The sequence below is a fragment of the Planctomycetia bacterium genome, assembly GCA_021413845.1.
Taxonomy (GTDB): Bacteria; Planctomycetota; Planctomycetia; order Pirellulales; family PNKZ01; genus PNKZ01.
Genome location: JAIOPP010000092.1, coordinates 41,157 through 54,218, shown reverse-complemented (window position 1 = coordinate 54,218; position 13,062 = coordinate 41,157). Strand labels below are relative to the sequence as shown.

7 protein-coding genes are annotated in these 13,062 nt (G+C 62.7%); 2 read left to right on the top strand and 5 right to left on the bottom strand.

Annotated elements, in window-relative coordinates:
• Positions 1–113: 113 nt before the first annotated feature.
• The gene (locus K8U03_16670; GenBank protein ID MCE9606527.1) at positions 114–1,028 is read left to right on the top strand and encodes a hypothetical protein; all 915 of its coding nucleotides are present in this window, start codon (positions 114–116) and stop codon (positions 1,026–1,028) included.
• Here the strand turns inward: K8U03_16670 and aat are convergent.
• Positions 1,025–1,672 (bottom strand): leucyl/phenylalanyl-tRNA--protein transferase, encoded by a 648-nt coding sequence (gene aat / locus K8U03_16665; GenBank protein ID MCE9606526.1) that lies wholly within the window; start codon positions 1,670–1,672, stop codon positions 1,025–1,027. The genes K8U03_16670 and aat overlap by 4 nt on opposite strands.
• 194 nt (positions 1,673–1,866) lie before the next feature.
• Here aat and K8U03_16660 point away from each other — a divergent pair, with 194 nt between their 5' ends.
• Positions 1,867–3,084, top strand: coding sequence for a trypsin-like peptidase domain-containing protein (locus tag K8U03_16660; protein ID MCE9606525.1), 1,218 nt, complete (start codon positions 1,867–1,869; stop codon positions 3,082–3,084).
• Positions 3,085–3,120: 36 nt separating this feature from the next.
• Here K8U03_16660 and K8U03_16655 read toward each other — a convergent pair whose 3' ends face one another.
• The 4 genes from K8U03_16655 to K8U03_16640 all read right to left on the bottom strand — a co-directional run bounded on the left by K8U03_16655 (position 3,121) and on the right by K8U03_16640 (position 12,619).
• Positions 3,121–6,543, bottom strand: coding sequence for a hypothetical protein (locus tag K8U03_16655; protein ID MCE9606524.1), 3,423 nt, complete (start codon positions 6,541–6,543; stop codon positions 3,121–3,123).
• A 289-nt stretch (positions 6,544–6,832) separates the two neighbouring features.
• Entirely contained in the window at positions 6,833–9,286 is a 2,454-nt protein-coding gene (locus K8U03_16650; GenBank protein ID MCE9606523.1) for a DUF1559 domain-containing protein, read from the bottom strand.
• Positions 9,287–9,427: 141 nt separating this feature from the next.
• Positions 9,428–10,324: a CBS domain-containing protein gene (locus K8U03_16645; GenBank protein MCE9606522.1), complete on the bottom strand. Its 897-nt coding sequence runs from the start codon at positions 10,322–10,324 to the stop codon at positions 9,428–9,430.
• A 183-nt stretch (positions 10,325–10,507) separates the two neighbouring features.
• A complete protein-coding gene (locus K8U03_16640) occupies positions 10,508–12,619 on the bottom strand; it encodes a hypothetical protein (GenBank protein ID MCE9606521.1) in 2,112 nt (703 codons plus the stop codon).
• Between the last annotated feature and the right edge of the window lie 443 nt (positions 12,620–13,062).

Sequence of the window (13,062 nt, the reverse complement as noted above, 5' to 3'; positions counted from 1 at the left end):
GAGAAGCCGATTTATCCGGAGGTCGGCAAAGTTTACCACGCGTTAGAGGGTGTGGTCGACGACGCCGGCGGTCTGCTGCACACGACGCGAATCGTGGTTCGAAGGGGGGCGTTTTGCGAACGAATTTCAGCCAGCTTGTGCGACGTTCCGGCTTTGCGATCGCGCTGGCTTGCGCCTTCGTGCCGGTGGCGTACGAACGAAGCTCGGCCGCAGAGCCGGCCCCGTCGCACGGCTCGCATCGCGAATTGGAGCAAGACGCGCTCCGCACGCTGCCGGTCGCGAAGCTTACGCCGCAAGGTAAAAGCCTGACCGACAAGGTGCTCAAAAACGTCACCGTCTTCCGTCGGCTGCCGCACTCCGTGATCGAATGCGATCCCGAGATGTTTACCTTCTTGGTCGATCATCCCGACATGGTCATCAACATGTGGGAAGTGATGGGCGTGTCGAAGGTCTCGATGAAAAAGATCGGACCCGCGTCGTATCATCTCGACGACGGACAAGGAACCACGGGGGACATTCACTACCTGTATCGCTCCGCTTCGCAACACCTCGTCTATTGCGAGGGAACGTATGTCGGCACGCTCGTGCCGCGGGCGATCAAAGGACGCTGCCTGCTGTCGATGCGCAGCGCGCATGTGCGCGACGCCGACGACCACGACGTCATTCAATGCCGGCTCGACTCGTTCGTGCAATTAGACAATATCGGCATCGAGATCTTCGCCAAGACCTTTCAGAACATGATCGGCACGATCGCCGACCACAACTTCCGCGAGACGACCGGCTTCGCTTCGACCGTGAGCCGAGCGGCGGAGTCGGGCCCGGAAGGCCTGCAACGTATTTCGGACAAGTGCGAACGGGTCTCGCCGCAGACGAAGCAGCAGTTCGTCTCGATTACCGATCGGATCTACCGCGAAGTTATGGGTCTTTCGGTTGCCGGCGTCGACAAGCCGGTCGGCACGCCCGAAACGACTCCGGCGCGCACGGCGCAGCGCCGCGCCCCGGCGACGACGACCGCGCCGAAGCGTTAGAACGCCGTCTGCTTTCCGACGGCTTCCGCCACGCGGCCCAGGTATTCGCGCCGCGGGATTTCCGTCGCCCCGAAGCGGGCGGAATTCGGAGTCATCTGCTGAATGTCGAGCAGCGCGAAGCCGCGCTCGACCAAATGCTCGACGAGTCGCACGAGCGCCACCTTCGACGCATCGGGCTCGCGATAGAACATCGACTCCGCCGCGAAGAGCCCGTTGATCGCGACGCCGTAAGTGCCGCCGACGAGTCGATCGCCGAGCCACGTTTCGACGCTATGCGCATGACCGGCCTGATGTAGGCGAACGTAAGCGGCCAGCATCTCGTCGGTGATCCAGGTGTTGTCGTCGCGGCCGTTGGCGGAAGCGCAGCCTTGCATCACGCCGCGAAAGTCGCGATCGATCGTGGTCGTAAACTTCTTGCTGCGAACCGTTTCGCGCAGACGACGCGAAACGTGGAACTTATCGAACTCGATGACAGCGCGGGGGTCGGGCGAAAACCACGCCAACGTGCCGTCGTGCAGCGGCCAGGGAAAGATGCCGTGCCGATAGGCGTCGAGTAGCCAGTCGGTCGTGAGTTTGCCGCCGATGCCGATGAAGCCATCTTCATCCGTCGATTCCGGAGGCGGAAAGTATTTGGGGGTCGACATCAAATGAAACTCTTAAACTAAGCCGCTCTCCATTCGCATCGGCGGAGGCTTCCGATTTCGCAGTCTCGGGCTCCCTTCATTGCGCCGAGGCGATATAATCCCTCTGCGTCATCGCCGGATGTGACGAACCTTTTCGGGCCGACTCTGCGGGTATCTTCGCCGCCGCGCTGGCCGCTCTTCGATAGTATACGACCATGCAAGACCCGATGCTATTTCCGCCCGCTGCTCCACCCCCGCCGTCGACGTATCGGGTGCCGATTTTAATCTTGATTCTCTTGCTGCTCGTCGGGGCGATGGTGTTGCCGTACGGTGCCGAGCAATTGAGCTATGCGATGAAGCGCGGCGAACTGCGCGCGAAATCGGAAACGGCCGCCGCCGAGTTGGTACGCCTCGGCGAGAACGCCGAACTAGTGAAACTTTCCGATACGTCGCGGGCCTTCCGCCTGGTCGCGCAACGCGTCGAAGCGAGCGTCGTGCATATCAACACCGAGTCGGTTCGGGTCGTGCAGAAAGAAGTGCAAGACGAATGGGGCTTTCGCGGGCCGCGCACTCGAGGCCAGCAGCGGATGCGCGGGCAAGGCTCCGGCGTGATCGTCGACGCGGCGAACGGCTACGTCCTCACGAACTTCCATGTGATCCAAGATGCGTCGTCGGTCAACGTGAAACTGGCCGACGGGCGGAAGAGCGACGATGTGAAGCTCGTCGGCTATGACGTTTTAACCGATCTCGCGGTACTGAAGATCGGCCTCGAACGCCTGACCGCGATCGACTGGGGCGACAGCAACGAATTGGAAGTCGGCGATTGGGTCTTGGCGATCGGCAATCCCTACGGCTTAGACCGCACGGTGACGTTCGGCATCGTGAGCGCGAAAGATCGCCGAGGCGTAGGCTCCGCGACCCCGTATCAAGAATTCCTGCAAACCGACGCGGCCGTGAATCCCGGCAATAGCGGCGGCCCTTTGGTCGATATCCACGGCCGATTGATCGGCATCAATACGGCGATCATCGGCGAATCGTTTCAAGGGATCAGTTTCGCGATTCCGAGCAACGCCGCACACGAGGTATACAACAAACTGATCGAAGGAGGTAAAGTCGCGCGCGGTTGGCTCGGCGTCGGGTTGGATAACCTCAGCGCAGATCAAGTGAAGCAACTCGGCGTCGACGTGCCGGTCGCGATTCTCGTCACGCGCATCGTGCCGGATTCGCCTGCCGCTCAAGGAGGCTTGCGCAAGGGAGACATTATCCTCCGCTGGAACGACAAGCCGGTGACCGACGCAATGGAACTTACGCTCGAAGTGGCCCGCACGAAGATCGGCACGAAGATCGCGGTCGTCGTGCTGCGCGACGATGCGGAAGTGAAGCTTACGATCACGATCGGCCAACGCCCCGACGACGTAGGCATTCGACGCTAACCGCCGGGCGAACGGAATCGACGCTCCCCGCCCAAGCTACTGACCGGGCGTGGCGGATCGGATCGCGACGATGGTCCCCGCGTCGGCCGTAGAAAGCTGGCCTTCGCGGTCCCACATCTCGACCCATTGCGTCCAGCGGATCGGAGCCGAGGCGAAGAACAAGCGTTGGCGGTCCAAGGTCGGCAGCGCACAGGGCACCGAAGGGGAGACCAATTGCTCCGCGTCGTTGCGACGGCGCAGGTCGTACGTCGCTTCGGGCTCCCCTTCCGGATCGGTCCAAACGACCAAGCCTCGTTCGTTGAAGTCGTAGCGCGGAAGTTCGGGAACGAAGCGCTTCTCTATCTGTTCGTGTACGAAGTCGACTCCGCACATCTTATAGAAGCCCATCACGGCGATCGTCAGCGTGCGGGTTTGCTCGACCGAAAGCCGGTCGTACCACTGCGGCACTTCCATCCGCGCGATCAGCCAGCCGGCTTTTTCTTGCAGCGTGATCACGAGTGGTTCACCGTATTCGGCATGGCCGGAAAGTGAGATCCTAAGATGCGTGATTCCCATGGTCGCCTGCTCGAGCTCAAGCCCGAGCGTGCGGCAATGCTCGCTCATCGACAAGAGCTCGATCAAGTCGCGCTCGACGAACTTCTCGACCGATTCGCAAACCTCTTCGAGCCGGCCTCGATATTTGCGCGGCGCGTCCCATGCTCCGATCGCTTGCGCCTTACGGTCGGCGCGACGCAGCCGGGCGAAGGTTTTCGGCACGGTGCCCGAGTGGAAGCCCGCGCGCAAGAGCCTTACGATCGACTCGCCGTGATCGCCTACGACGACCGGTTTCAGGTTCGGCGAACGATTCGCTTCGTACAGACTCCAATTGCTCCGAAGCTCCCACGCCGCATAGCCGAAGATGCCCGGAATCAGCCATACGACGCTCGCGGCGACGAAGTTCGCCGTTTCGATTTGCATGCCGAATAGCCAAATCAGCAGGCCGCCGAGGGCCGAGGGAACGGTGCTTGCCGAGGTCGTGATCGCGAGCGGGAGGATGATCTTGTGCGATACCGTAACGACCGGGAAGTGCTTGATCGGATTGATCTGCGGCTCGATCAATAGCGTCACCGCGAAGCGCACGACGTAGTTGATGAAGAACCAGAAGAAAGCCAGCACGGCCTTGCCGCCGGTGGCAAGCCGCGACTCGCCGGTGCGGAAACGGAGCCATTCGTCGACGGCATACAGCAAGCGTTCCATCGCTTCGAGCGCTTCATGAAAGAACTCCATGACGGCATGCAGCACCGTCGTGAAGACGCGCAACCGGAGTTGGTGCCAAGAGCGGTGCGCGAGATCGGTCAGCCATTCGTCGACGGCCCGACCCCACTTCGAGTTGACCAGCAAATTGGCGACGAGAAAGACGAGCCCCAGCTCCTTCCACGACAATACGCGCAGCTGCGCGATCGAGAGCAGCAGCGCGAGGACGATCGTCGAAACGAGCGGCTTAAAGAAGTATTGCTGGAGGGCGCGATAGAGGGACGTGCGCATGAATTGCCGCACGAGATCGGCCTGCAAGACGCGCCTCGGCCACGCGACGAACAGGTCGGCCAGCAGCCGGCCGATCGCTCCGAGCACCTCGCCGCAGCCTGCACGAAAGTTCGGAGAGTAGAGCAAGATGATGAAGATGCCGAGCAGGCCGACGGTATAACCGTTGAGCAAATGCAGATGCTTTACTTGGCCCGGCTCGTGATGCTTGTGAACGACGTGGTGCATGAATTCATGCACCAAATGCTGGAGGAACTCCAGCAGGATATATGCACCGCCGAACGGGATGATGCCGTATTTCGTCACGAATCGCCCCGGCTTCGTGCCGAACGCGGCCGAGCTGAGCCATTGCGGAATCCGCCGATACAACTCGCCCCGCCGATAAACGCCGTCGAGCCGCCGGCCGAGCGTGGCGTCGGCGCGGAGGGCTTCGTCGCCGCTCCAGAGCTCGCTCCACTCCGTGATGTCGCGGAGTTTCAGATTGTTGTGCGAAACGGCATCGCGCAAGTCGCCGAGGTTGAAGAAGCCGCGTTTCACGATCCGATCGAGAAGTTCTTCGGTCAGCTTTTTCCGCGCCACGATCTCCGGCCGGTTCGTCGGCGTGAGGCCGACTTCATCAAGGGCTTGCTCCAGCCGAGGGCGCATCGTGTCGCGCAGCTCGCGCTCGGCCCGTTCGACCGTGATGCGGAGCAGCGAAGTCAGCCGATCGCGCAGCATGCCCGTCATACGCAGCGACGGCATGCGATAGAGCGCGCCGCGCAGATGCTTCGAGATGAGCACCTCGCGCTGGTTGGGCAATTCGCGTTTGAGCGGCGCCCGCCCGAAGCTGCGCAGCCAGCCGACGACGTCGAGTTGGAAGATGCCCCGTTCGTGATCGAGGCAGACTTTCTGCAAGTCGTAGAGAAAGCGAGTTTCCGGAGACCAGATGCCGCGCGCCGCTACGGGAAGCAACTCCGCGAGCAACTCGCCCCAGGCCGCTCGTTCGGCTTCGGGCATGCCGACCGCGAGCGCGAGCCGGTCGGCCAAATGATGCAGGTCTTCGCGGCCTTGTTCGCGCGCCGTGCGCGCCAGCTTCGGCCCGATGCGCAGCGCGGCCCACCAGCGCATGATCGACGAGCGCACGTCGTTGCCGCGCACGCGCGAGCTGTCGGCCAAGTTCATCAAGCGGCAATAGAGCCGTTCCGACTGTTTGCGCGGATTCGTCGCCGCCGGATCGATGCGGCGGACCGTCAGCGCTTCTTCGTCTTCGATCGTCTGTTCGTGCGGTTCCGGGGCGCCGGGAAGTCGGGTCGCCTCGAACCATTGCGGGCCGTTGAAATCGACGGCGATCAGGGCGTCGATCTTCGCCCAGTCGCGGATCGAGGGGAAGTAATCGCTCAGTAGGCGCGGCGCGAAGTATTTCAATTCCAAATACACGGCCGCGAACTCGACGTAGGTCGAGGTCTCGTCGACCGGCGGCAGCAGCAGGTTTTCCTGCTTGAGCATCGTCCGGATTTCTTCGAACTCCAAGCGTCCGATCTCGGCGATGCGGCGGCGAACGATCGTCGGCGTCAGCTGCTCGGAGGCGATCAGTTTTTCGAATTCGACATGCACCCGACCGTGGAACAGCAGCCGCCAATACTTGAGCAATACGCGCGGGCGTGTCGTGGCCGACAACTGCTCGGCCTCGGGACGCGCGAGCAAAATCGACATCTCTGGAACATCGGCCGGCGAACCGAGGCCGAGTTCTTCCGGTTCGACGACCTCGAGTAGCGAGTCGCGACGCACGAAGAAGATCTTGCGATGAGGCAGACGGAGGCCCGAGTCGCTGAGCTGACGGTCGTGGCGCAAGACGCGGCGCACGATGCGCGGCGGCACGAGGAACGCCGCCGAATCAACGGCAGCGACCGCGGTCTCGAGTTCGGCGTTCGTGACGCCCCAGACGCCCTGCGTTTCCATAACGAGCGGACCTAATGAAGGGGAAGTGTTCGACGGTGCCGCCTACCGCCGCCGAACTGATTGTAGAGCAACATCCGGAAACACCGCGAGTCGAACCGTCGGGGGGACGAAGCCCGTGCTCGCGCGCGAATTCCAGCAAGCAATTGTAGGTTGCCGCTTGCGATTCGAGATCGCCTGCGATGTCGATTATACCGATTATTCCGCCGCAAGATCGCCGGCGCGGAATATCGCGCCAGCCGACGCTTGCATGCGGTCTACGACCTTGGTAAGGCTCGAACGGATCGAAGAATCAGGGCTGTTCCGCTCGCGGAAACAGCGCGCTGCGGAGCGCTTCGAGATCGTAAATCGTATGGCCGCGAACGGAGCCGTCGGCAAAGCCGACGTTGATCGTTCCGTTGCGGTTTCTGTTGAGATCGTCCGCCGGACTCTCGGAAGTGAGGGTAATGTCGTCGGGTTTGCTCCACGGCACTTGTTTCTCTGCGCTTGTTTCGACGATCAAGATCGTGTTCGAGGTCCCTTCCCCGAAGGCTTTGCCGTCTTCGAGCTTCGGTGGTTGAGACGCGTCGTACACCGTTCCCTTGCCCGTCGGAATTTGGTACTGCGTGTTGCTCGCTCCGGGCCGGCCGCCGGCGCCGGGATGCGCGTAGGCTTTCGGCATAAGCTTGAGCAGCGTCTTGTTGTGCTCGCTGTCCCACGGTTCGTCCAAGTGGAATTGCTCGTAGAGTGCGTTCTCATCCAGATACGGCAGAATGGCGACGCGCCAACTCAAGAGGGGCTTTCCTGCGGGGCTTTTGATCACGCGCGGAGGAAGCGTTCCCTTCTCGGTGGCATACAAGATCATCGCGAGCGTGATCTGCCGAAGATTGTTCAACGACGAAGCCGAAGCCGCGGTCTCGCGAGCTTTCTGAACCGCAGGAACCAAGAGGCCCGCTCCCGCGCCGACGACGAACGGCACCGTAACGGCGTCGATCGAAGGGCCCGTCGCGTACGACTCGAGGAGGATGCCGGTTTTGGTTTGCCGCGTGACGGAGACCGCCGGCCGCATGTGGCGACGAATCGATCCGAGCGAAGGAAACTTCGAGATGTCGGTCCGAATGCCGATCTCTTTCTCCAAAGCGCTCGCGCCGAGCGTGGCGATATATTGGGCATACGAATAGCCGAAGCGCAGCAACAGCGTCGTGTCGGAATAGCTGAGGCTCGTGACGTCGCCCGTCTTGAGGTGCTCGGCCACCTCCGCGATATCGCCGAGCGAGCCCTCCGACTCTGGCCGCGAAATACTGGCGCGAACCATCTGCGGCGAGAGCGCGAAGATGAGGCGATCGTCCGTGAAGCACCAAGCCGGAGCGACCGGCGAGACTTCGGCCGTGACTTGAATGAAGGAGATCGTCTTGCCGTCGACTTCGGTCTTGCGAACGCCGAACGCCGGCTGATCGTCGCGCGTTCTTACTTGGGCCGCGATAATGCGGAGCGCTTGTTCAATCACCTTTTCGAGTTTCGCTTGATCGCGCACGCCGACCGAGGCGCACAGGCCGGTGAGAAGCAAGCCTCCCTCTTCCGACGAGTTGTAAAAGGTCCAGGTATCGCCGAGCCCGGCCAGCAGATCGTTTTGGATGCTGAACCCGAGTTGCTCGTCGGCTTCCGCGAGTTGCGCTTCGGTCTTCTTGCGAACGCCCGGCTCGACCTTTTCGACGAGCTCGAGCAGGCGAGCATACATCCCTTGCGGGGCGAAGCGGCCGACGAACGCGATATCGGCATTGCGCGGAATCGTTTTGAAATCGGCTGCGGTCAGGGGCTTCGCTTGGCCGATGTCTAAGAGCCCGGCCGTGGTGCCGTCGTGGGCGATGAGCACCTTCGAGACCGCGACGGTGTCGTTGAGCCCTGCGGCCAGCGCGATGTGCTTCAAGTGGCGCAGGCCGGAGATGTCGAGCAGCTTCGAGACGTCGTCGAGCGGCGGCGGTGCGCGAGCGAATTGCTTCAAGAGTGGTTCGGCCTGCGCAATCACGGCTTGAGCATTGAAGTAGAAGAGGCCGCTCGTCCGTTTCAGATCGAGTTCGGCTTGCAGTTGCGCGAGCCATTCGGGCGGGGCGGCTTTCGCGGTCAGCCGTGCGACGATGGTCTCGGCTTCCTGCTCGCCGACGGCGATGAACACATACTGATCTTTCACACCCCAGACGACCGGCGGCGCGCCGGGGGGCATCGGCATTTTGTGCAGCTTGGCGCCGCCGACTTCGGTGCGCTCGATCGTTTGATTCGGCGGCACGTTCATCAAGAGCAAGCGTTCGAGTTCTTCGAGCGCGGCCGTGAGCGGTTCGACCTGATCTCCCGCCGCGACGACAAAGGCCGCGTTACCGGTCGGCTGCTCCGGGGGCACTTTCACTTCGGACAGATAGAACATGCTCGGCCGGACGAGCAGCGTCTTGCCGATGACGGGCAGCGCGGCCGTGAGGATCTTTTCCTTCTCGTTGTTCGCCGGAACGCGTTTCAGTCCTTCGTCGATGAGCCGTTTCACTTCTCCGAGGAAACCTTGAATCTCCGGTTCGGCAAGCAATTGCTCGATCTGGTTCGTGCTCTTCGCGTCCGGCGCGGTGCTGCCGGAGTGTGAGACATAGACGAGAGCTTTCGGCGGAACGGCCGATTGCAAGCCGGCGTCGGGCGGGAGCGGAACGCCGACCGGGATCGCGCCGTGGCCGCCGAAGAGAAGTAAGAGAACGACGACGAATTCGGAAAGTCCGGCGGCTGCCATGATGCTGCATCCTTATCCGAGGGCGAAATCGCGACGTCGACGCGACGCGCGCAACACTTGCCGACGGCGGGGATGATAACGGATGCCGCTCGCTCTGTCGAATTTCGAATTCGATAAATCGGCGTTAGAGAAGCCGGCGGGCTAAGCGTGGCGGGCGAGCGAGCGGCTCAGCGCTCGCAGCAGATCGGTCTCGGTGATCATTCCTTTTACTTGCCCGGCGGCGTCGACCACGGCGAGCCCGTCGAGTTTCCGTTCGTAGAGCACGGCGGCCGCCTCGCCGAGCGAACGAAGCGCGGGAATCGATTCCGGCTCGGCGCTCATCAAGTCGCCGATCGAAGCGACGTCGTTCATCAGCAGCAAATCGTCGCCGGCGAACGAGCCGTCGGCGATGACTTCCAAGCGATTGGCGCGGCGCAGCCGGCGTTGCGAGAGGACGCCGCGCGGACGAACCCCTTCGGCGACTCCGAGGAAGTCGACATGGTGGGCAGCCATCATCTGCCGCGCGGCCAAGCAGCCGGCCTCGATGCCGATCGTCGGCCGCCACGGAGACATCGCCTGGGCGATCGGCGTGCGCGCGGTCGTCGGAGCGAGCACGGCGAACTCACGGAGGAAATCCGAAGAGGTCACGATGCCCGCGAGCCGGCCGTCGCAGGTGATCGGGATCGAATGAAAGCGCTTCGCCAAGAGCGACTGCAAGGCGACGAGCGGCGCCAGGTCGGACTCGAGCGCCGTAACGGTACGCGTCATCATGTCGCCGGCGGTCGGCAGCGATTCATCGAACGGCTCGCGCTGTAGCAGCGAGTCTTCGTACGACGAACGAATCTCGGGCTTCGCATTGCGGTCGTCGCCGCCGCTTGCTTCGAGGCAGCGGGCGACGTCGAGATCGGAAATGATGCCGAGCAAGTGAAAGTCGTCGTCGACGACCGGAATGTGATGGGTTTCGCATTCCTCCATCAGCCGCAGCACTTGCGCGAGGGAGTCGCCGGCGGAAACCGTGACCGGATTGTAGGTAATCAACGTGCTGGCGGCCGAATTCACAACATGCCCCTTGCGAAGAGTTCGGGAGCGGTGTGCGAAGCCGCTCCGATTCGACACAAGTCTAGGTTGAGATTACGGTACCGTACGGACGACCACGCAACGGCACTTGCAAGCCGGGCGACGGTGCGATTGTAGCGGTCGTGCGAAGCGGGGGCGGCTCGAACAAGGGGGCCGCTCCGGCGCTTAGTCCTTCGCTTGGAGCATCTCCAGATAGTCGCCGACGATGATGTCGCCCCCGGCGGCTTCGTCGATCAGGGTGAAACCCCGCGCGTGGTCGGCGCCTTGATCGAGGACGAGAAAAGTTCCCAAGACGAGCTTCGCGCCGGGAGCATCTTTGCCGATGGCCCGTTCGGCCATCTGCACGGCGAGGGCCGGCACGAGCTTGTCGATCAGCAGCGGCACATCTTTGCCGTCGAGCTTCACGACCAGCGAGACTTCGTCGTGCTTGACGACCGTGCCGGTCTTGGCGGCGAGCGTGACTTCGTCGCCGGCCTTAAGGGTTTTGATTCCGTCGCGCACCGAGGTCCAGAAGCCGCGCATCAGATCGAGCGCGCGGCCATGTTCGATCGACCGCTTCACCAGCGTCGGCGTATCGGCCGTGATCTGAGCGAGCAAGATCATCTCTTCCGCTTTGTTGTAGTCGCGCGCTTGCAGCGAGGCCCGACCTCCCTTGAGCATCGTCGGCACCGACTTCGCCCGCACGGCGTCTTCCGGCAAGGCAGGCTCCATCGCGACCTGCGCGACGACGACCCCCTTCAAGCCATCGACCCCTCCGAGCGGTTCCGGCGTCTTCTTCTCCGGGGTCATCGTGGTTGTCGGAGGCGACGACGTCGTAGGCACGGTGCCGGCCGGCGTACCCATGGCGGGCTTCGCCCCTTCAGGCAGCATTTTCGGGACGAGGGTGTCCGTGTTCATCGCTTGGTTCATGCGCTCGCGGCGGTCCATCTCTTTCGAGACGTCGATGCTCACGGCGACGTCTTCGCCCGGCAGCTTGGCGCGCGGCTTCGGCGGGCCCGCCTCGAACGGAGTTCGCAGCGGCACGCCGGCGACCGGCGGCATCGGCGGAAGAGGCTTGTTCATCGTGTCGCGCGTCGGCGTTTTGATCGCGACGGCGAGGTTGTTCCCCTTATTCTTTTGCACGACGATGATGACGACGGCCAGGACGGCAGCCGCGCCGCCGAGAACCAACAGCGCCAGCGTGACGTTCGAGAGTTGCGACTTCGCCGGAGCGGCGACACGCGCACGAGTGCGCGGAGCGGGAGCCCGCGGAAGCGTACCGGCCGGCGCAGGAGCGTTGAATCCCATCGGGTCGCCGGGGAGCGGGCTCGGGCCGCCGAGGCCGAGGTTCGGGCCACCCATGGCAGGCCCGCCCATCCCAGGCGCACCGTACGGATTGCCGCCGAAGCCGGGTTGCTCGAAGCCTTGATTCGGTGCCATTGGGCCCGCACCCATCGGAGCGCCGTAGCCGTTGTTCGGGTATCCGGCGTTGGGGTTGTACCCTGCGTTCGGATCGGCTCCGTAAGGAGCTTGTTGCTGATACGGATTCGGGGCGTGACCGACGGGAGCGCCATACTGCGGTTGCTGACCGCCGTACTGCGGATCACCATATTGCGGCCCGTTCGGCTGCGGCGCGCCGTAAGCTTGTCCGCCGTATGGCTGCGCACCGGCCTGTTGGCCGCCATATCCAGGTGCTCCGTATCCGGGAGCACCGTAAGGAGGAGCACCTTGCGGAAGAGCACCATAGGAAGGAGCGCCTTGCGGAGGAGCACCCGGAGGTAGACCGCCTTGCGGAAGAGCACCGTACGCCGGCGCCGGAGCGCTTCCCGGCGGGAAGTTCGGCTGAGCGCCGTAGCCCTGCGCTGCGGGAGGGGCGGAGTTCAGAACTTGATCCAGGCTGCTGCGCAAAGCGGAGAGCGCGCCGGGCGGGAGCATCATCGTCGGCGAGTCGGCCGCTTCGAGCGAATGAGGCGACATGCCGGGCAACAACGGCGCGGCGGGTTTCGGAGGCGCCGCGATGCCGAGTTGGTTGCGGAGTTGCTCGTCGTAGGCGCGACGTTTGTCGGCGGAGAGCAGTACCCCTTTCAATCCCTTCAGATCGCGCACGAGCTTTTCTGCGGCGGCATGATGCTCGCCGCCGAGATTTTCCGAAACCTTCGCGATGGCGCTGTCGGCGGCATCGGCGATGATCGGCGGTTCCGTTTCGAAGTTGGCGAGCCCGATCAAATCGTAATAGCTGGGCTTGCCGCTCGTGCTGATGCCGAGCCACGACTTCAACGGATTAAATTTCTCTGCCACGAGAGTCACCTGTGATGAATATGCCGGCGCGTCGTCGCTGCTAAGAGATGCCCCATGTAAACGAATGGGGTCGTCGAAGCAGGACATTCACGTCGGGCTTGCGGAGCGAACGGCGTCGGGTCGGGGGTCGAGCGATTTCCGCTGCGGACGTAGAACGGCCGCGCATGGAAGCGCCGGAGGGTATTCGCGAGTAGCCATCTATTATTGGCAAAAGGAAGTTTTTCAGCAAGAAAGATGTAGCGAAGCCCACTCGGGGGCCGGCCGCACCCTCTGCGAGCGAAAACGGAGCAAATCCGCTTCGTCTGCCGATCCAGAACGGCTTATAGACGCTCGATTCGAGCAATTCGTTTCGAAAAGCCCGAATTATTGCCGCGAGATTCGCAGAATTTTCTCGCGCTGTGCCGCAGTTCCAATTCGGATCGTGCCGATGGATATTCGGTTAT